This is a genomic window from Actinomadura bangladeshensis (assembly GCF_004348335.1).
GTDB lineage: Bacteria > Actinomycetota > Actinomycetes > Streptosporangiales > Streptosporangiaceae > Spirillospora > Spirillospora bangladeshensis.
The window spans coordinates 1-19,994 of record NZ_SMJW01000154.1; the positions used below are offsets into that span (position 1 = coordinate 1).

Consider the following 19,994-nt stretch of genomic DNA (forward strand, 5'->3'; position numbering starts at 1 on the left):
GGTTACCGGGGGTGGGCGGCGGCCTGACTCTGACCCGGCGGTCCCCGGGCAGGTGGGAGGGGGTGTGGTCGGTCAGGAAGGGTGGTAAGGAAGGACTCACGCGGACGTACGGTTAGCCCGGAATGGCCCTCGTTTGCTTGCTCATTACCTCTATGCCGCTTACCGTTACGGCAGTGAGGAGTTACTCCGCGTCTCGCGGATTGCCATACGACGGAGCACGTTCCAGCAGCTGAGAGGCATACAGGACACGTTCGTCGACCGGATTCGGCCGGGTCGCCGGGGGCGCGCCGCGCGCGGTCCCGCGCTGCCGTGCATCCGCGCGCGAGTAAATCCTCGCTAGGCAGGGCCCCGAAGTCAGGACGGGCCCGCGGCGAGGAAGGATCTGCCTCATGGAGAGCGTCCTGCTGGGTGCAGCGCTGCTGGTGACCCTGGTCGCTCTCGTCATCGTGATCCTGTGGCGCCCCGGCATGCCCGGCAGAGCGGCGGCGGAGATCGCGCGTGCGCAGAGCGAGGCCGACGAGATCCGGTCGAAGGCGAAGCGGGACGCCGCGGACGTCGTGGAGAAGGCCGAGCGGGAGACGCAGCGGATGGTGGCCGCGGCCCGCGCCGAGATCGAGGAGGAGGGCCGCGGGCTGCGCGACGACCTGCGGACCGTCCGGGAGGATCTGGAACGCCGGGAAGCGCGGCTCGCCGAGCGCGAGCAGCGGCTCGACGGCGAGATGCGGCGGCTCGAGGAGTGGCAGGGGCGGCTCACCGAGGCCGGGCAGGCCCTCGACGCCCGCAAGGAGGAGCTGGCCGGCGTCGCCGAGGAGCGGCGCAAGGTGCTGGAGCGGGCGGCCGGGCTGACCGCCGAGCAGGCCAAGGGCGAGCTGGTCGCGGCGATCGAGAACCAGGCGAAGCGCGAGTCGATCCCGATCGTGCGGGAGATCGAGAACACGGCGCGGGCGGAGGGCGACAAGCGCGCCCGCAAGATCGTGACGCTGGCGATCCAGCGGGTCGCCAGCGAGCAGACGGCCGAGTCGGTCGTGTCGGTGCTGCACCTGCCGAGCGACGAGATGAAGGGTCGCATCATCGGGCGGGAAGGCCGCAACATCCGGGCGTTCGAGACGACGACCGGGGTGAACCTGATCATCGACGACACGCCGGAGGCGGTGCTGCTGAGCTGCTTCGACCCGGTGCGCCGCGAGGTCGGGCGGCTGACGCTGGAGAAGCTCGTCCTGGACGGCCGCATCCACCCGCAGCGCATCGAGGAGATCTACGAGCGCAGCCGCAGCGACGTGGAGCAGCTGTGCGTCCGGGCCGGTGAGGACGCCCTGGTCGAGGTCGGCATCGCCGACATGCACCCGGAGCTGATCGCGCTGCTCGGGCAGCTGCGGTACCGGACGTCCTACGGGCAGAACGTGCTCAAGCACCTGATCGAGTCCGCGCACATCGCGGGCGTCATGGCGAGCGAGCTGCGGCTGCCCGTCGAGGTCGCCAAGCGCTGCACGCTGCTGCACGACATCGGCAAGGCGCTCACACACGAGGTGGAGGGCAGCCACGCGCTGATCGGCGCCGAGATCGCCCGCCGGTACGGGGAGCACGAGGACGTCGTCCACGCGATCGAGGCGCACCACAACGAGGTCGAGGTCCGCACGGTCGAGGCGGTGCTGACGCAGGCGGCGGACGCCGTGAGCGGCAGCCGCCCGGGGGCGCGCAGGGAGTCGCTGGAGGCCTACGTCAAGCGCCTCGAACGGCTCGAGCAGATCGCCCGCGAGAAGCACGAGGGCGTGGAGAAGGTCTTCGCCATGCAGGCCGGGCGCGAGATCCGCGTGATGGTGAAGCCGGACACGGTCGACGACATCCAGGCGCAGGTCATCGCCCGCGACATCGCCAAGCAGGTCGAGGACGAGCTGACCTACCCGGGCCAGATCCGCGTCACCGTCGTGCGGGAGTCCCGCGCCATCGAGTTCGCCCGCTGAGCGCCGCCCGGGCGTTCGGCGTCCCGTCCGGCCGGCCACTCCCTGCTCGACGTCCGGTCCTGCGTCGTTCCCCGAGGTCAGCCCACCGTCAGGTTGATGGGTTCCACACCGCGCGGCTCGAAACCGAGGGTCTGGCCGTAGAAGGCGAGTTCGGCCTCCAGGGAGCGGATGACCGTGCCCGCCTTCCGGAACCCGTGCGACTCGCCCTCGAACGTGAGGTAGGCGTACGGCATCTTCTTGTCGGCCAGCGCCAGCGCGAACCGCTCGGACTGGTCCGGCGGCACCACCGGGTCGTTCAGCCCCTGCAGCAGCAGGACGGGGCACGCCGTCTTGTCGGCGTGGCCGAGCGGTGAGCGCTCCTCGTAGGCGCGCTCGAAGCCGGGCAGCGGGCCGATGAGCCCGAACAGGTAGTGCGACTCGAAGTCGTGGGTGGCCTCGGCGAAGCTCTGCAGGTCGCTGATGCCGAAGTAGGACGTCGCGGCCTTGAACACGCCGGTCTGCGTGATCGCGGCCAGCGTCGTCCAGCCGCCCGCGGAACCGCCCCGGATGGCCAGCCGCGCCGGGTCGGCTATGCCGCCGTCCACGAGCGCCTGGGCGGCGGCTATCGCGTCCTCCACGTCGACCACGCCCCACTGGCGGCGCAGCCGTTCGCGGTAGGCGCGGCCGTAGCCGGTCGATCCGCCGTAGTTGACGTCGATGACGCCGATGCCGCGGCTGGTGAAGTAGACCCGCTCCAGGTCGAGCACCTTGGAGACCCGGCCGGTCGGCCCGCCGTGCACGAACACGACGTACGGCGGCAGCTCGCCCTCGGGCGCGGCGGCCTCCGGGTTCGTGGGCGGGAACACGTACGCGTGGACGGGACGCCCGAACGGCCCTTCCAGGCGTTCGGCGCGCGGCTTGGACAGGTACGCGACGTTCGGCAGCTCGGCCAGCTCCCGGCGCAGCCCCTCGACCCGCCCCGTCGTGGTGTCGACCCGGACGACGGAGGCCGGCAGGTCGGGGCCGCCGCCGATGCCGACGATCGTCGTCCCGTCCGCGGACAGCTGCGTCGCCCAGTGCTCGTAGGGGACCTCCAGGTCGACGAGGTCGAGCGTCTCCGGGTCGTAGACGCCGAGCCGCATGTCGCCCTCCCCGTGCAGGACGGCGAGGCACCCGTCGCCGAGCAGCGCGTACGGCATGCCGCCGAGCTGCCACAGCGGTCCGGCGAACTCCTCCTCGGCCGGGTACAGCGCCTGCGGCGACTCGCCGTGCAGGCCGACCTGGTAGATGTTCCACCAGCCGGGCCAGTCGGAGATGACGTACAGGGACTCGTCGTCGCGCCACAGCGGCGCGAGGGCCGACTCCTTCAGCCCGCCCTTGACGGTCCGCGGCGCGACCGTGCGGCCGTCCTCGATCGCGGCGACGCGCACCTCGGTGCCGTCCCACGGCATGCGCGGATGGTTCCACTGCACCCACGCCAGGTGCCCGCCGCCGGGCGACGGGGCGGGGCTCGCGTAGAACTGCGCGCCGGTGACCAGCTCGCGGATGGCGCCGGCGTCCTCGGCGGCGCGGCCGTCCAGCGGGACGGCCACGATGGCGCGCCGGATGCCCGTCACGGCGGGCTCCTCGGCGGGCTCCGGCGCCTCCTCGCCCTCGGCGGGCGCCGGCTCCGGCGGCGCGGCGATGTGGCCCTCGCAGACGCACCAGACCTCCGTCCCGTCCGGGGACAGGACGTAGTCGGCGTACCGCAGCCCCGCCGGGACGGCCGGCGCGGGCGTCAGCGGGTAGGGCTTCGGGTCGCCCTCGTCCAGCCGGTGGAGCCGCTGGTCGTCGTAGTTGGAGAACACGACCGACCAGCCCTCGGCGGTGCGGACCGGCAGGTAGGACCGGCCGCCGTACTCGTGGACGCGGGTGCGCGCGTCCCACGGCGCCTGCAGCAGTTCCGTGCGATGCCCGCCCTTGAGATGGATGACCGTGGTCCGCCCGTCCTCCTCGGGCCGGGTCTCCTGCCACCAGACGTCATCGCCCGCGACGGTGGGGAAACTGAGGCGCAGCCGGGCGCGGGCGACATCGGCCGCGGAGATGGGGGAGGGCCAGGAGCCGTAGGGGAGGGTCGCACGAGCGGTCATAACAGGAATCGTCCCGCATACGGGGATCGGTTGGGGCCATGACGGCCCGTTTGACTTCGGAAAGATACAAGGCGGCCACCAGGAGACTCACCGGCGAGAGTCGCCTGGACGCGATGGACACGGCGACGGAGACGGCGACGGGGGCGCCACCGGAGACCGGCGGCGCCCCCGAAGCGGGCGTGCGGGAGGCGTCAGGCCGACGGGACGGCCTGCTGCGCGGTCCCGACCCCGGCGACCGGCGGCGCCCCGCCCGTCCCCATGGTCTTCGCCTGCGTCTTGCGGCTGCGGCGGCTGCGCGCCTCCAGCCACGTCGCCAGCCGGCTCACCGACATGTTGATCGCGATGTAGATGACCGCGACCACGATCCCCGCCTGCAGGACGTTGTTGCTGTAGTTGGCGGGCACCTGCTTGAAGCCCGCCTGCAGCAGCTCGGGGTAGGCGATGATGAACCCGAGCGCGGTGTCCTTGAGCAGGACGACGATCTGGCTGACGATCGCCGGCATCATCACGGTGATGGCCTGCGGCAGCAGGACAAGCCGCATGACGCCGTTCTTGCGCAGGCCGATCGAGTAGGCGGCCTCCGACTGGCCCTTCGGGATCGACAGGACGCCCGCGCGGACGACCTCGGCGAGCACCGAGCCGTTGTACATGGTGAGGCCGAACACCACCGCCGCGAACGCGGGCACGGTGACGACGCCGGCGTTGCTCTCCACGCCGAAGATCGAGAAGAAGTAGTCGACCGAGATGCGCTGCAGCTGGCCGAACTGCGACTCGGCGATCTCCGGGCTGATCTTGTTCGGGACGAAGAACGCCAGGAAGATCAGGATCAGCAGCGGGATGCCGCGGAAGAACTCCACGACCGCGCCGGCCGGGAGCCGGATCCACCAGTGGTCGGAGAGCCGCGCCAGGCCGAACACGATGCCGAACAGCAGCGCCAGCACGGTCGCGACGGCGGCGGCCTTCAGCGTGTTCAGCAGGCCCGGGATGATCAGGTGCCGCCAGACCGTCCACTTGGTGAACGGCGTCCAGAGCTTCTCCGCGAACTGGCCCTTGTCGGCCAGCCGCCAGATGAGCGCGGCGAGGACCGCGGCGAGCACCACCGTCACGACGGTGGTGAGCACCGTGTTCCGCCTCCGGGCCCGCGGCCCGGGAATGTCGAAGAGTACGGTCGCTTCCCTGCTCACCGCGCCTGCCTTTCCGGGGGGCGACCCCCAGGCCCCCGAAGTCGGTGGCCCGACGATCCTCGCTTCGCTGCGGTCATCGGGCCACCGCCATCCGCTTGGCCAGCCAGCCGAAGAAGTAGCCGGTCGGGAGGGTGAGGATCAGGAAGCCGACGGCCACGCCGAGGAACAGCGGGATGACGCCGTTGGCGAACGTGGGCTTGTCGACGATCGTCTTGGTGACCAGCGCCACCTCGGCGTAGCTCGCCGCGGACGCGACCGTGGTGTTCTTGATCATCGCGATGAAGACGCTGCCCAGCGGCGCGATGATCGCGCGGAACGCCTGCGGCAGGATGATCATGCGCAGCGACTGGGTGAAGGTCAGGCCGACCGAGCGCGCCGCCTCCGCCTGCCCCAGCGGGACGGTGTTGATCCCCGACCGGAGCGTCTCGCAGACGAACGCGCCGGTGTAGGCGGACAGGCCGAGGACGGCCCACCAGTAGTAGGTGACCGACGAGTTCGAGGAGAACTTCAGCGCGAGGATGTCGTTGAGCCCGAGGCTGCACATCAGCAGCACCAGCGTCAGCGGCGTGTTGCGGACGATGCTGACGTAGCCCGTGCCGAAGCCGCGCAGCACCGGGATGGGGGCGACGCGGAAGCTCGCCAGCACCGTGCCGATGACGAGGGAGAGCACCGCGGCCGCGGCCGCCAGGCGGATCGTCGCCCAGAACCCCTGCAGGATCTCGTCGAAGCTGTCGAAGAACGGGCTGAAATCAAACATTGCTCAGCTGTTTCATGGCGTTCCAGCGGTGTCGGGCCGGCGGCGGGGCCGGCACGGGTGGGGCCGCCCGAGTGGGCCGGGTGCCGTCCGTCCGCGCCGGTGCGTCCCGGGAAAGCGCTCCCGTGGGACGCACCGGCGCGGCGGGCCTCAGACGCGGCCCCGGGTCAGGAGCAGCCCTCCATCTGCGGGGCGGTCGTGACGAGCTTCAGGCCGGTGCCGGCGAAGTGCTTCTCCAGCAGCGTCTTGGCGGTGCCGTCGGAGTACATGTCGGTGACGGCCTTGTTGACGGCCTCGCAGGTCTCGGTGTCGCCCTTCTTGATGCCGACGCCGTACTTCTCGTCGGTGAAGGGGTCGTTGATGACCTTGAAGGAGCCCTTCTGCTGGTTGGCGAACCCGGCGAGGATCAGGTCGTCGGTGCTGACCGCGTCCAGCGCGCCGGACTTCAGCTTGCTCACGCACTCGGAGTAGCTGCTGGCGTCCACCAGCGTGACGCCCTTGATGTTGAGCTTGCCGTCCGGCGGGCCCTCGGTGATGCGGCGGAAGGAGTTGGACCCGGCGGCCTTGCAGAGCTTCTTGCCCTTGAGGTCGGACGCCTTCTTGATGTCGGTGTTGTCGGCGTTGACCATCGTGTCCTGGTGCGCGACGTAGTAGGGACCGCCGAAGGTCACCTGCTGCTTGCGCGCCTCGGTGATGGAGTAGGTCGCGACCACGAGGTCGACCTGCCCGCCGCCGAGGAACGACTCGCGGTTCGCGGAGGTCGTCTCCTTGAACGTGATGCCGCCCTCGGGGACGCCCAGCTTCTGGGCGATGTACTTGGCGACGTCGACGTCGAAGCCGTCATAGGTGCCGTCGGGCTTCTTCAGGCCCAGCGCCGGCTGGTCGAACTTGATGCCGATGGTCAGCTTCTTGTCGTCCTTGGCCTTCTGGACGACGGTCTTGGCCTCGGTCTTCTCGGTGTCGCTGCCACACGCGCTGAGCGCCAGGGACAGCGCCATCCCCGCCCCGATGAGGGCGCCGAAACGACGTACTCGCATTGCTCGTCCTACCTCTGCTCTCTGCCGGAGCCCCGCGGCTCAGTGCGTGAGGATCTTTGAAAGGAAGTCCTTCGCGCGGTCGGTGCGCGCGTTGGTGAAGAACTCGTCGGGGGTGTTCTCCTCGACGATCTGGCCGTCCGCCATGAACACGACCTTCTGGGCGGCCCGCCGCGCGAACCCCATCTCGTGCGTGACGACGATCATCGTCATGCCCTCCCGCGCGAGGCCCGTCATGACGTCCAGCACCTCGTTGACCATCTCCGGGTCGAGCGCGGAGGTCGGCTCGTCGAAGAGCATCACCTTGGGCCGCATGGCGAGGGAGCGCGCGATCGCCGCCCGCTGCTGCTGCCCGCCGGACAGCTGCGCCGGGTACTTGCCGGCCTGGTTGGCGATGCCGACCCGGTCGAGCAGCTGCATCGCGTGCTCGTGCGACTCCTGCTTGCCCTGCTTGCGGACCTTCACCGGCCCGAGCATGACGTTCTCGAGGATCGTCTTGTGGGCGAACAGGTTGAACGACTGGAACACCATGCCGACGTCGGCGCGGAGCTTGGCGAGCTCCTTGCCCTCCTTGGGCAGCTCCTCGCCGTCCACGAGGATCTTGCCGCCGTCGATGGGCTCCAGCCGGTTGATCGACCGGCACAGGGTCGACTTGCCGCCCCCGGACGGGCCGATGACGACGACGACCTCGCCGGAGTTCACCGTGAGATTGATGTCCTTGAGGACGTGCAGCTCGCCGAAGTGCTTGTTGACGTTCTCCACCACGACGAGGGGCCGGGCCTCCGCGGGGGCCGGCTCCGGAACGGAGTCCTCCGGCTCGTCCTTGGTCAGGTCGAGCCCGCCTTCGCTGTCCGTCATGCGGTCGGACTTTACGTCATGCTCTGACCCGCGAAAGTCGCCGGGCGGTACCGATACGATCACGAATCCCCATGTCGGACGGGGTACGTCGTGGCAGAGAGTGATCATCGCCGGTGGGCGTTCCGCCTGGGCGCGGCGGGCCCGTACCCTTGGTTACCGTCATGAGTGCGCCAATGGAGACGGCCCCCCGTACGTACGAGATCCGTACCTACGGGTGCCAGATGAACGTCCACGACTCCGAGCGGCTGTCCGGGCTGCTGGAGTCGGCCGGTTACGTCCGCGCGGAGGGTGCCGAGCCCGACGTGGTGGTTTTCAACACCTGCGCGGTGCGTGAGAACGCCGACAACCGGCTTTACGGGAACCTCGGCCATCTGCGGCCGGTCAAGGACGGTCATCCGGGCATGCAGATCGCCGTCGGCGGCTGCCTCGCGCAGAAGGACCGCGACACCATCGTCAAGCGCGCCCCCTGGGTGGACGTCGTGTTCGGCACCCACAACATCGGGTCGCTGCCGGCGCTGCTGGAGCGGGCCCGCGTGCAGAGCGAGGCGCAGGTCGAGATCGAAGAGTCGCTGGTGACCTTCCCCTCGACGTTGCCGACGCGCCGCGAGTCCCCGTACGCCGCGTGGGTGTCGATCTCCGTGGGCTGCAACAACACGTGCACGTTCTGCATCGTCCCGTCCCTGCGCGGCAAGGAGAAGGACCGCCGGCCGGGGGAGGTCCTCGCCGAGGTCGAGGCGCTCGTCGCCGAGGGCGTCCTGGAGGTCACGCTCCTGGGGCAGAACGTCAACGCCTACGGTTCGGGCTTCGGTGCGCTGTCGGCGGCGCCGGACGAGGTGCGCGCCATGACCGGGGGCGGCCAGTCCGCGTTCGCGGGGCTGCTGCGCGCGTGCGGGGGAGTGGAGGGCCTGGAGCGGGTCCGGTTCACCTCGCCGCACCCCAAGGACTTCACCGACGACGTCATCGCGGCGATGGCCGAGACGCCGAACGTGATGCCGTCGCTGCACATGCCGCTGCAGTCCGGGTCGGACGCGGTGCTGCGCGCGATGCGCCGGTCCTACCGGCAGGAGCGCTACCTCGGGATCATCGAGAAGGTCCGGGCCGCGATCCCGGACGCGGCGATCACCACCGACATCATCGTCGGGTTCCCCGGCGAGACCGAGGCCGACTTCGAGGAGACCCTGCACGTGGTGCGGGAGGCCCGGTTCTCGTCGGCGTTCACGTTCCAGTACTCCAAGCGTCCGGGCACCCCGGCCGCGACCATGGACGGCCAGCTGCCGAAGGAGGTCGTCCAGGAGCGGTACGAGCGGCTCATCGCCCTCCAGGAGGAGATCTCCTGGGCGGAGAACAAGAAGCAGCTCGGCCGCACGCTGGAGGTCCTGGTCGCCGAGGGCGAGGGCCGCAAGGACGAGGCGACCCGCCGCCTGTCGGGGCGGGCGCGCGACAACCGCCTCGTGCACTTCACCGCGCCGGAGGAGGCCGTCCGGCCCGGCGACATGGTCACCGTCGAGGTCACCTACGCCGCGCCGCACCACCTGGTCGCCGACAAGCCCGTCCTGGACGTCCGCCGGACGCGGGCGGGCGACGCGTGGGCGGCCCGCCAGGGCGGGGGCGGCGGCGCGACCGGCGTCTCGCTGGGCATGCCGTCGATCGGGCGTCCGGCGCAGCCCGCGTCCCCGGCGCGGGGCTGCTCCTGAGGCGGTTCGTCGCGGCGGGTCCGGTTTCCAGGGAGGCAGTGTGCTCGTAGCGGCGGCGGTGTGCCCGCATCCGCCCATCCTCGTCCCGGAGATGGCGGGGGAGGCGGCGCCCGAGCTGGACGCGGTGCGCGCCGCCTGCGACCGCGCCGTCGAGCGCCTGGCGGGCGCCGGTGCGCTGTTCGTCGTCGGGGGCGGGACGGAGACGCGGCTGTACCGGCCGGGCGCCTACGCGTCCCTCAGGCCCTACGGGTTCGACTGGACGAGCCCGGCCGAGCCGGAGGACGGTGCCGAGGAGCTTCCGCTGTCCCTGACGATCGGGCGCTGGCTGCTGGAGCGCCGGGGGCTCGCCGCCGGTGCGCGCTATCAGGCCGTCGCGTCCGACGCCGGTCCGGACGCGTGCCTGAAGCTCGGCAGGGAGTTGGCGAAGGCGGATGGCGATGTCGCACTGCTGGTGATGGGCGACGGATCGGCATGCCGTTCGGAGAAGGCGCCCGGCTATCTCGATGTGCGCGCGCGCCCGTACGACGAGGGCGTGGCGCGCGCGCTCGGTGACGCGGACACCGCCGCCTTGGCCGCCCTGGACCCCGTTCTCTCCCGGGAGGTCCAGGCGGCCGGGCGTGCGGCGTGGCAGGTGCTGGCGGGCGCGGGCGGCGGCGCGGCCGGTCTCACCGGCGAGCTGCTCGCCGACGAGGCGCCGTACGGCGTCGGCTACTTCGTGGCGGCCTGGTCGTCGCGGAGCGGCGGCCGCCGGGATTAGGGCATCTGGCCGCCGTCGGGGCGGCCGCCCGTGCCGGGCTCGCGGCGCTGCCCGGCCTGTCCGGCCTGTCCGGCCTGGCCGGTCTGGCCGCCCTCGCGGTCGATGTAGTCGCCGGCCTTCTCCTGGAACTTGTCGACCTTGTCGGCGTGCTTGCCGCCGGTCCGCCGGTCGAACATGTCCCCGGCCTTCTCGACGCCGTGCTTGGCCTTGTCGGCGTTCTGCCCGAGCATCTGCTTGACCTTGTCGACGATGGACATTGCCGATCCCCCCGGATCCGTCGTCCCGATCGGTGCGGCGCGGGGCCGCGCGGCACCCGTACAACCACGCCCATACCCGTTCTGTTGCCACAATCAATCCCGTGACCTCACCTGATGCTCCCCACGTGATCGCGATCGTCGGCGCGACGGCCGCCGGGAAGTCCGACCTGGCGGTGGACCTCGCGCTGCGGCTGGACGGCGAGGCGGTCAACGCCGACTCGATGCAGCTCTACCGCGGCATGGACATCGGCACGGCGAAACTCTCCGCGGCCGAGATGCGCGGGGTCCCGCACCACCTGCTGGACGTCTGGGACGTGACGAGGACGGCGAGCGTCGCCGAGTACCAGCGGCTCAGCGCCGAGGTGATCGCGGACGTCCGGGGCCGGGGGAGGCTGCCGGTGCTGGTCGGCGGGTCGGGCCTGTACGTGCGGGCGGCCCTGGACCACCTGGAGTTCCCGGGGACGGACCCGGCCGTCCGGGCGCGCCTGGAGGAGGAGCTGGCGCGGGTCGGGCCCGGCCTGCTGCACGAGCGGCTCCGCGGGCTGGACCCGGCCGCCGCGGAGGCGATCCTGCCGAGCAACGGGCGCCGGATCGTCCGCGCGTTGGAGGTCATCGAGATCACCGGCCGCCCCTTCACGGCGACGCTGCCCGAGCACCGGTACCGCTACGACTCGGCCCTGCAGATCGGGGTGGCCGTCCCGCGCGAGGCCCTGGACGAGCGCATCGCGCTGCGCGTGGAGCGGATGTGGGACGCGGGCCTGGTCGACGAGGTCCGGGAGCTGGAGAAGCGGGGCCTGCGGGACGGCCTGACCGCCGGCCGCGCCCTCGGCTACGCGCAGGTGCTGCGGTTCCTCGCCGGGGAGTGGACGCAGGAGCAGGCCAGGCAGGACACGGTCCGGACGACCCGCCGGTTCGCCCGCCGCCAGGAGTCGTGGTTCCGCCGCGACCCCCGCGTCCGATGGCTGCCCTACGATGCCCCCGACCTGGTCGAACGCGCCCTCGCCCTGATCGCGGAGGAGGCGGGGGCGGGCGCCTGACGGGAACCGCGTGCGGGCAATACGATCGAAGGATGCGGTTTGTCAAAGGCCACGGCACCGAGAACGACTTCGTGATCCTGCCCGACCCGGACGGCGTCCTCGACCTGACGCCGGAGGCCGTCGCGCGGCTGTGCGACCGGCGCGCCGGGATCGGCGCGGACGGCGTCCTGCGCGTCGTCCGGACCAAGGCGACCGACCATGAGGCGGACGCCGAGTGGTTCATGGACTACCGCAACGCAGACGGCAGCGTCGCCGAGATGTGCGGCAACGGGGTGCGCGTGTTCGCCCGCTACCTCGTCGACGCCGGCCTGGCGCCGCCCGGCGAGTGGGACGTGGCGACCCGCGCGGGCCTGCGCCGCGTGAAGCTCGGCGCGTCCGGCGACGTCAGCGTCGACATGGGCCTGCCCGAGCTGCTCGGCTACGGCGAGGCGTCCCTGGCGGGGACGACGTTCCAGGGCCGGCGGGTGTCGGTGGGGAACCCGCACCTGGCGTGCCGCGTGGACGAGCCGGTCGCCGCACTGGACCTGTCGCGCGCCCCCGGCTTCGACCCGGCCGTGTTCCCGGACGGGGTGAACGTCGAGTTCTTCCGCGCGGTCGGGGAGCGGCACGTGGAGATGAGGGTGTTCGAGCGCGGCTCCGGCGAGACCCGCTCCTGCGGCACCGGGACGGTCGCGGTGGCGGCCGCAGCCGCCCTCGGGACCCCGGGCACGTCCGAATGGACCGTGGACGTCCCGGGCGGGCGGGTGACCGTCACCCTCGACGGGGAGACCGCGTTTCTGCGGGGCCCGGCAGTCCTGGTCGCGGAGGGCGAGACCCGGCCGGACTGGATCTGAAACACCCCGTCCCACCAGGTATTGTGGCGGTTCCAGGGCGGTCCCGGCATGAACGGGACCGGTGTCCCTCTCCAACGGGACCGTATGCCGCATAACTTCTTACTTGCACACCCTCTGGTGAATGGCCCGTACGGACCGGGATGGGAGCCCCGGAGCCGTACGGAGCCTGAGGGCCGGTGGCGACCTTCTTGGCGGGGGGCGGTCACCGGCCCTCCCACCAGGGTGCGGCCGAGGATCATCCGGAGAACGCGTCAGGGATGGGCGCCGTTGACCGTGACCGGGAGCCTCGCCCGGACGAGCGTCCCGCCCCTGGGCCCGGGCCCCACCGTGCAGGTTCCGCCGAGTTCGGCCGCGCGTTCGCGCATGGACGACATGCCGACGCCGGAGCGAAGGTGCTCGGGCAGCCCGACGCCGTCGTCGCCGACCGTGAGGTGCAGGTCGCCGTTCAGGCAGAGTGTCACCTCGGCGCAGCCGGCACCGGCGTGCCGGTGCACGTTCGTCAGCGCCTCCTGGACGATCCGGTACGCGGCGACTTCGGCGGCGGCCGGCAGGCCCGTGAGGTCGCCCTCCACGCGCACGTCGACCTTCGGGCCGTCCCCGGTGGCGACGACACCGCCGAGCGCCTGGATCGCGCCCTCCAGCCCCAGGTCGTCCAGCGCGGGCGGGCGCAGCCCGTACACGAGGTCGCGGATGTCGCCGATGGTGCGTCCCATGGTGGCGCGCAGGTCCTCCAGGAGGACGTCGACCGCCTCCGGGTCGGTCTTCAGCGTGATGCGGGCCGCGTCCACCGTCATGGCGAGGCTGGCCAGGGTGGGGCCGAGCCCGTCGTGCAGGTCGCGGCGGAGCCGCCGCCGCTCCTCCTCGCGGGTGCGCAGGATGTGCTCGCGGGAGCGCTGGACGTCCGCGGCGAGCCGGGCCGCGTTGGCCAGCTCGGCGAGGTTGCGGGCGAGGACGCCCGACAGCCGCGCGTCCGGGGTGCGGGTGACGCCGAACAGCAGCCGGCCCACCGGCTCGCCGTGCCACACCAGCGGGATGAGCTGCGGTTTCGCGCCGAGGACGCCGTCCTCGGCGGAGACCGTCCGGCCGTCGCGGTCCAGGACCTCGATCACCACGCCGGTCGCGTGCAGCGCCGAGCGCGCGACCTCGGCGGCGACGGCGAGCGCGGCGGCCGGGTCGGCGGCGGTCTGCAGCCGCCGGTTGAGGCGGTCGGCGATCCGGTACGGGTCGCGCTCGCCGTGGATGAACCCGTCCACGGTCCGCTGGAGGCGCCGCCGGACGGGCTCGAACACCGCGCCCGCGACGATCGCCCCGGCGAGCCCGGCGAGGGTGCCCCTGCCGTGCGCGAGCACGCTCGCCGCGCCCACCAGCGCGAAGTACACGCCGGTGATGACGGCGACGAGCCCGGCGTACACGAGCGTCCGGCTGACCACGAGGTCGATGTCGTAGAGCCGGTACCGGGTGATGGCGATCGCGACGCAGATCGGAACCGCGACGATCGTGATGTTGCGCAGCGGGTCACCGATCGGACTGTTCTCCCCGATGTAGATGACCCCCTCGGCGAGGATGCCCGGATAGACGACCCACCCGATCTGCCGCCGCACGTCCGGTGCCGCCCGCACGAACCGGACGAGCACCGAGAGCAGCCCCGCGGCCAGGGTGCCGATGATGACGACGCTGATCGGCAGCGGGATCTCGTCGAACGGGTACACCGACACCCCGTTGTGCCACCGCCGCACGCTCGGATCGATCGTCAGGTGGACGCACACGATGACCGGCACGAGGCAGGCCAGCACCAGCACCGGCCGGAACCACCGCGAGACGAGCCGCCCGTCCGGGAAGATCAGCGGCAGGACCAGCGTCAGCGCGTAGGTGTCGACGGCCCACAGCCAGGTGCTGACCCAGTCGACGAACCCGGCCGCGCCCCACCCCTGCCGCTCCGCCCACGGTGCGAGGTTCAGCGACAGCACGTACGTCGCCGCGCTGAAACCGGCGCCGACCATGAGCCAGGCGACCTTCAGCCCCGGCCGGTACCGCAGCAGGACGGCGCCGGCGGGCGTCCACGCCAGCGCGACGAGGATCTCCGGATGCCACCACACCATCCGCACGCCGGACGGCAGCTCGGCGCCGATGGTGAGCGACGCGGCGACGAACCCGACCGCGGTCAGCGCCAGCAGGACGCCGATCCGTCCCGCCGCGCGGCCGTGTCCTGCCGTCTGCATCGACCAACTCCCCGCCCGAAAGTAATGGAATGCTAAAGCGTCCAGCTCCCTGTCTCGCAGTACCGGCGGCGTCCGCCTCAGGACACCCCGCCGTGGGCCACCGGCGGGCACGGTGCACCCGGCGTGCGGCGATGGTAACCGCCGATCCCGCTCAGGAGAATAGAAGTCCCAGGTCAGAGCAGCTTTCGTAACATTTTTGCACGCTGTGTGCCCGGCGCGCCCCATGCCGTGACACCTACTCCCCGGTACGACGGCGCCGGCCCGCCGACCCCGGGGGGGGCGGCGGGCCGGCGAGGCGGCGGTCAGCGGCGGTCAGCGGAGGTCGTCCACCCACGCGGGCGGGCGGCGCTCGGCGAAGGCGGCCATGCCCTCCGCCGCCTCCGCGCTCGCGAACAGGTCGGCGGACAGCGCCTGCATCTCCTCCACCCGGCCCGGCAGCTCCGGCTCGGCCCACTGGCGCACCAGCCGTTTGATCACGGTCTGCGCCCGCGGCCCGCCCTGCGCCAGCTCGCGCAGGGCCGCGTCGAGGACGTCCCCGGAGGGGCCGGGCGTCACCGTGGTGACCAGGCCCAGCGCGGCGGCCTCCGCGGCGCCGAAGGCCGTGCCGCTGAGCAGGTGCGGCACCAGGAGGCGGACGGCCAGCTGCGGCCGGGTCACCGCCAGGACCAGTGCGGGCGCCACACCGACCCGGGCCTCGGAGTAGGCGAAGGTGGAGGCCGGGGAGGCCAGCACCAGGTCCGAGCAGGCGAGGAGTCCGAGGCCCCCTCCGCGCACCGCGCCGTCGACGGCCGTCACCACCGGCCGCGGATAGGACCACAGCTCGCACAGCAGCTCCCCGAGGAGCACCGAGTGCGCCGACCCGGAGGTGTCCGCGCGGCGTTCCTTCAGGTCGACGCCGGAGCAGAAGGCCGGACCTTCGTGCGTCACGACCAGGCCCCGCGAGGAGCCTTCGGCGCTGTCGCGGACCGCGTCCACAAGGCGGTGGAGGAGTTCGACCGACAGCGCGTTGCGGTTGCGGGGCGAGTCGATCACCAGGGCGTCGAACCCGTGGCGCACCGTCACCGTCAGGAGGCTCACGGCGCCTCCCCGGCGGCGGTGGTGCCGGCCGCGTCGTAGTCGAAGAAGCCGCGCCCCGACTTGCGTCCGAGGCGTCCCTCCGCGACGAGCCGTTCCAGCACCCCGGGCGGGCGGTACCGCTCGTCGCCGGTCCGCGCGAACATGCTCCGCAGGTTGTTCAGCCGGGCGTCGAGTCCCACGAGGTCGGCCAGCCGCAGCGGCCCGAGGGGATGGCCGTACCCGAGGGTCATCGCCCGGTCGATCGACGCGGCGTCCGCGACGCCCTCCTCGACCATGCGCATCGCCTCGGTGCCGAGCAGCAGGCCGAGCCGGCTCGTCACGAACCCCGGCACGTCCCGCACGACGATCGGCTCCTTGCCGAGCCGGCGCGCCAGGGCGACCGCGGCCGACCTCGCCTCATCGGACGTCCGGTCGCCCGTGACCACCTCGACCAGGGGCATCTTGTGCGCCGGGTTGAAGAAGTGCATGCCGATCACCATCGCGGAACCGCCGCACGCCTCGGCGAGGGCGGACACGCTCATGGTGGAGGTGTTGGAAGCCAGGAGGACGTCCGATGGGGCGCTCTTCAGCCGGCCGAAGATCTGCTCCTTGAGCGTCGGCGTCTCCGGTACGGCTTCGATGACCACGCCGGCGGCGTCCAGGACTTCGTCCATGCTCCGGGTGGTGGCGAGCCGTCCTCGCGGGGGTTCCTCCGACGGCTCGGTCCGCGGGTGGCGGGCGAAGTAGCCGGAGATCCACGTGGCGGCGGCCTGGAGAGCGCGCTCCTCGACGTCGACGAGATCGACGTCCAGCCCGGCCCGGAGGGCGCTGAGCGCGATGCCCCGGCCCATCGTGCCGCTGCCGATGACCACCATCCGCTTCGGTGTCGTGCCGGTCATGTCCGGACACCTTTCTCGGCCGCGAGCCGGAGCGCGCGCCGGTCGATCTTGCCGGTCGCCGTTCGGGGAAGGTCCGCCACGAACTCGACCCTGCGCGGGTAGGCGTGCGCCCCGACGCGGTCGCGGACCCGCCGCTGCAGGCGCCGCACCAGGTCGTCGGACCGGTTCGTGCCGGCGGCGGGGAGGACGAAGGCGGTGACGACGTGGCCGCGCTCGGGTTCGGGGATGCCGACCACGGCGCACTCGGCGACCGCCGGGTCCGTCCGCAGGGCGGCCTCGATCTCCGCCGGCCCGAGCCGGTAGCCGCCGCTCTTGATGATGTCGTCGGCCCGGCCGTGGAAGACGAGGGTCCCGTCCGGCTCGGCGTGCGCGGAGTCGCCGGTGAGCAGCCATCCGTCCCGCACCTTGGCGGCCGTCGCCTCCGGCGCGTTCCAGTAGCGCAGCATGCACACCGGGTCGTCGCCGCGGACGGCCAGTTCTCCGGCCACGCCGGGCGCGACCGGGACGCGGTCGGCGTCGAGGACGGCGATCTCGTGGCCCGGGTAGGGGCGGCCCAGGGACCGCGGATCGAGCGGTCCGAGGGCCGCGGCGTGCCCGATCAGCGCGTTCGCCTCGGTCTGGCCGAACGCGTTGTTCACGGTCAGGCCGATCTCGTCGCGCGCCCAGGCCGCGAGTTCGGGTTCGACCGCCTCCGCGCCCGTGATCAGGCACCGCAGCCGCAGGTCCCGCATCGACTCGGCGGTCAGCGCACCGGAGTGCCGGAGGATGCGCAGCGCGGTCGGGGGGAACATCCCGATGCTCACTCCCGCCTCCCGGAACAGGCGCACGGCGTGCTGGGGGTCGAACCTCGGCGAGCGGTGGGCCAGCACCGTGACGCCGTGCGCGAGCGGCACCAGCAGTCCCAGCATCAGTCCCCCCGCCCAGGCCCAGTCGATCGGGCTGTAGGCGACGTCGCCGGACCGGATCCGGTCCCACGCCAGGTCGATGGCGTGGTGCCCGAGCAGGACGCGATGCCCGTGCAGGACGCCCTTCGACTTGCCGGTCGTGCCCGAGGTGTAGAGGAGGAGAGCGGCGTCGTCGGGCCCGGTGGCCGCCGTGTCCGGGAGCGGCTCGTAGCGGTCGAGCCCGCCGCGGAGCCACGGCGTCCCGCCCTCGGTGGCCAGCACCGCCGTCCCGGCCCGGTGCGCCAGGCCGAGTTCCCGTTCGGCGCCGGCGCACACCAGGAGGCGTGCCCCGCTGTCGGTGAGCCGGTGGAGGACCGCCTCGTCACCGAGGACATCGGAGACCGTGACGACGACGGCGCCCAGTTTCAGCACCGCCAGCACGGCCACCGCCATGTCGGCGCCCTGCGGCAGCTTGACCGCCACACGGTCGCCGAAGGAGACGCCGTGGACCTCCGCCAGGCAGCGGGCGAGCCGCGCCGTCAGGTCGGCGAGGCCCGCGAAACTCAGGGGTTCCAGCCGGTCGCCGGCCAGGGTGAGGACGGCGGCCCGGTCGCCTTCGTGGTCCAGGCAGTCGGCGGAGATGTTGTAGTCACCGATCGGCGGCCAGGTGAAGGCGGCGCGGGCCTCGTCCCAGTCCCGCGCCGCCGGGAACCGCAGATCGGACAGCCGGATCACGATGCGTCCCCTTCCTCGATGTTCAGTTCGGCCAGCACCTCGTCGGTGTGCTCGCCGAGGCCCGGGGGCGGACGCCGCACGGAGCCCGGAGTGTCGGACAGCTTGACCGGGACGCCGGTGACCCGCAGCGGTCCGGTGTGGTGGGCGGTCTCGACGACCATGCCGTTGTGCAGCACCTGCGGGTCGGTGAAGACCTCGTCGTAGTCGTTGACCGGTCCGACGATCACGTCCGCGGCCCAGAGCCGTTCGAGGGCCTCGTCCCGGGTGAGCTCGCCGAGGTGCTCACCGATCACCCGGTCCAGCTCGTCCCGGTGGGCCAGCCTGGCCTCGTTGGAGGCGAACCGGTCGTCCTCCGCGAGGTCGGGGCGTTCGAGCGCGGCGCAGAGGTTGGTGAAGAACTTGTCGTTGTAGCAGGCCAGGTGCACGTACCGGCCGTCCCCGCAGCGATAGGCGTTGTACGGCGCGTACCAGTCGATGCCGTTGCCGGTGCGGGGCTGCTGGGTGCCGAGCAGGAAGTACTGCCCGGTGTAGGGGGCCTGCACGTGCAGCAGCCCGTCGATGAGGGAGACGTCGACCTGCTGGCCGCGGCCGGTGATCTCCCGGGCGCGCAGCGCGGCGAGCGCCCCCACCGCGGCGAGCATGGAGGCGGTCGCGTCGCCGACGGGCGGGCCGGCCTTGGTCGGCGCCCCGCCCCGGGGCCCGGTCACCGCCATGAACCCGGTCAGGGCCTGGGCCACGGGGTCGATGCCGGCGCGGCCGGCGTAGGGGCCGTCGGCGCCGAAGGACGACAGCGACACCGAGATGATGCGCGGGTTGAGCGCGCTGACCGTCCCGTAGTCCAGGCCGAGCTTGCGCCGCGCCTGCGGACGCAGGTTGTCCACGACGATGTCCGCCCAGGCGACCAGTCCGGCCAGCACCTCCCGGCCCCGGTCGGTGCGGAGGTCGAGCACCACGCTGCGCTTGTTCCGGTTGACGCCGACGAACACGCCGCTGTCGTCACCCCGCCGCGGCCCGAACCGGCGCGTCTCGTCGCCGGCCGGAGGCTCGACCTTGACGACCTCCGCGCCCAGGTCGCCGAGCAGGGTCGCGCAGTACGGCCCGGCCAGCATGGACGCCGCGTCGAGGACCTTGATGCCTTCCAGTGCCATCATCGGCGTCACCGCGGCCTCAGCCCGAGCTCGCGCGCGACGATGTTGCGCTGGACCTGGGAGGCCCCTCCGGCCACGGTCGCGATGACGGCGTCGGTGTAGTGCATGGTCAGCGGATGCTCGTCGATGTACCCGTAGCCGCCGTGCAGCTGCATGCAGTACCGGGCGGCGTCGGCGTACAGCTCGGCGGACGCGATCTTCGCCATCGACGCCTCCTTGGTGTGCGGGAGGCCCGCGTCGTGCAGTTCTCCGCCGCGGTAGACGAGCAGCCGGATGCTCTCGGCCCTCGTCCAGAGGTCCACCAGAAGATGCGCCACGGACTGGAAGTCGCCGATCGGACGGCCGAACTGCTCGCGCTCCTTGACGTGGCGCAGCGTGTCCTCCAGCACCTGGAGGGTGGCTCCCACGAAGCCCGCGCTGATGATGAGCCGCTCGAGCGGAAGCTCGGCCCCTAGTGCGGTGACCACGAACGTTCGCCGGGTCTTGTCATGCTGCTTTGGGGCGGGGTCGTCCCCAGCGTTGCTGGCGTTCGCTGCGGACCCGGGCGCGTTCGCGGCGTTGGGCGGCCAGCACGTC

17 protein-coding genes are annotated in these 19,994 nt (G+C 72.2%); 5 read left to right on the forward strand and 12 right to left on the reverse strand.

What is annotated here, in order from left to right:
• The first annotated feature begins 401 nt into the window (after window positions 1-401).
• Window positions 402-1,961 (forward strand): ribonuclease Y, encoded by a 1,560-nt coding sequence (gene rny / locus E1284_RS26080; protein WP_424923508.1) that lies wholly within the window; start codon window positions 402-404, stop codon window positions 1,959-1,961.
• Window positions 1,962-2,038: 77 nt separating this feature from the next.
• Here rny and E1284_RS26085 read toward each other — a convergent pair whose 3' ends face one another.
• The 5 genes from E1284_RS26085 to E1284_RS26105 all read right to left on the reverse strand — a co-directional run bounded on the left by E1284_RS26085 (window position 2,039) and on the right by E1284_RS26105 (window position 7,806).
• Window positions 2,039-4,069, reverse strand: coding sequence for an alpha/beta hydrolase family protein (locus E1284_RS26085; RefSeq protein ID WP_131942772.1), 2,031 nt, complete (start codon window positions 4,067-4,069; stop codon window positions 2,039-2,041).
• 191 nt (window positions 4,070-4,260) lie between these two features.
• Window positions 4,261-5,253 (reverse strand): amino acid ABC transporter permease, encoded by a 993-nt coding sequence (locus tag E1284_RS26090; protein WP_131942773.1) that lies wholly within the window; start codon window positions 5,251-5,253, stop codon window positions 4,261-4,263.
• 73 nt (window positions 5,254-5,326) lie between these two features.
• Window positions 5,327-6,010: an amino acid ABC transporter permease gene (locus E1284_RS26095; RefSeq protein ID WP_131942774.1), complete on the reverse strand. Its 684-nt coding sequence runs from the start codon at window positions 6,008-6,010 to the stop codon at window positions 5,327-5,329.
• 164 nt (window positions 6,011-6,174) lie between these two features.
• Window positions 6,175-7,044, reverse strand: coding sequence for a glutamate ABC transporter substrate-binding protein (locus E1284_RS26100; RefSeq protein ID WP_131942775.1), 870 nt, complete (start codon window positions 7,042-7,044; stop codon window positions 6,175-6,177).
• Between the two features lie 39 nt (window positions 7,045-7,083).
• Window positions 7,084-7,806, reverse strand: coding sequence for an amino acid ABC transporter ATP-binding protein (locus E1284_RS26105; RefSeq protein ID WP_131942785.1), 723 nt, complete (start codon window positions 7,804-7,806; stop codon window positions 7,084-7,086).
• 266 nt (window positions 7,807-8,072) lie between these two features.
• Between E1284_RS26105 and miaB the strand changes: the two genes are divergently transcribed.
• Together miaB and E1284_RS26115 are read left to right on the forward strand one after the other, a co-directional pair.
• Window positions 8,073-9,593 (forward strand): tRNA (N6-isopentenyl adenosine(37)-C2)-methylthiotransferase MiaB, encoded by a 1,521-nt coding sequence (gene miaB, locus E1284_RS26110; RefSeq protein WP_279433070.1) that lies wholly within the window; start codon window positions 8,073-8,075, stop codon window positions 9,591-9,593.
• A 40-nt stretch (window positions 9,594-9,633) separates the two neighbouring features.
• The gene (locus tag E1284_RS26115; protein WP_207923957.1) at window positions 9,634-10,350 is read left to right on the forward strand and encodes a class III extradiol ring-cleavage dioxygenase family protein; all 717 of its coding nucleotides are present in this window, start codon (window positions 9,634-9,636) and stop codon (window positions 10,348-10,350) included.
• Here the strand turns inward: E1284_RS26115 and E1284_RS26120 are convergent.
• A complete protein-coding gene (locus E1284_RS26120; protein ID WP_131942777.1) occupies window positions 10,347-10,607 on the reverse strand; it encodes an antitoxin in 261 nt (86 codons plus the stop codon). The genes E1284_RS26115 and E1284_RS26120 overlap by 4 nt on opposite strands.
• 125 nt (window positions 10,608-10,732) lie before the next feature.
• On the opposite strand from E1284_RS26120, the gene miaA reads away from it, so the two are divergent.
• Window positions 10,733-11,644 (forward strand): tRNA (adenosine(37)-N6)-dimethylallyltransferase MiaA, encoded by a 912-nt coding sequence (miaA, locus tag E1284_RS26125; RefSeq protein WP_131942787.1) that lies wholly within the window; start codon window positions 10,733-10,735, stop codon window positions 11,642-11,644.
• Window positions 11,645-11,676: 32 nt separating this feature from the next.
• A complete protein-coding gene (dapF, locus tag E1284_RS26130) occupies window positions 11,677-12,477 on the forward strand; it encodes a diaminopimelate epimerase (protein ID WP_131942778.1) in 801 nt (266 codons plus the stop codon).
• Window positions 12,478-12,728: 251 nt separating this feature from the next.
• Here the strand turns inward: dapF and E1284_RS26135 are convergent, their stop codons facing one another.
• The 6 genes from E1284_RS26135 to E1284_RS26160 all read right to left on the reverse strand — a co-directional run bounded on the left by E1284_RS26135 (window position 12,729) and on the right by E1284_RS26160 (window position 19,885).
• Window positions 12,729-14,696 (reverse strand): sensor histidine kinase, encoded by a 1,968-nt coding sequence (locus tag E1284_RS26135; protein WP_131942779.1) that lies wholly within the window; start codon window positions 14,694-14,696, stop codon window positions 12,729-12,731.
• 312 nt (window positions 14,697-15,008) lie between these two features.
• Window positions 15,009-15,773, reverse strand: coding sequence for an enoyl-CoA hydratase-related protein (locus E1284_RS26140; protein WP_131942780.1), 765 nt, complete (start codon window positions 15,771-15,773; stop codon window positions 15,009-15,011).
• A complete protein-coding gene (locus tag E1284_RS26145) occupies window positions 15,770-16,651 on the reverse strand; it encodes a 3-hydroxyacyl-CoA dehydrogenase family protein (RefSeq protein WP_131942781.1) in 882 nt (293 codons plus the stop codon). Before E1284_RS26145 ends, E1284_RS26140 begins: the two co-directional genes overlap by 4 nt.
• The gene (locus E1284_RS26150; RefSeq protein ID WP_131942782.1) at window positions 16,648-18,270 is read right to left on the reverse strand and encodes an AMP-binding protein; all 1,623 of its coding nucleotides are present in this window, start codon (window positions 18,268-18,270) and stop codon (window positions 16,648-16,650) included. The genes E1284_RS26145 and E1284_RS26150 overlap by 4 nt, the downstream gene beginning before the upstream one ends.
• On the reverse strand, window positions 18,267-19,421 hold the full coding sequence (locus E1284_RS26155; protein WP_131942783.1) for a CaiB/BaiF CoA transferase family protein: 1,155 nt from the start codon (window positions 19,419-19,421) through the stop codon (window positions 18,267-18,269). Before E1284_RS26155 ends, E1284_RS26150 begins: the two co-directional genes overlap by 4 nt.
• Before the next feature lie 5 nt (window positions 19,422-19,426).
• A complete protein-coding gene (locus E1284_RS26160; protein WP_131942784.1) occupies window positions 19,427-19,885 on the reverse strand; it encodes an acyl-CoA dehydrogenase family protein in 459 nt (152 codons plus the stop codon).
• Window positions 19,886-19,994: the final 109 nt, after the last annotated feature.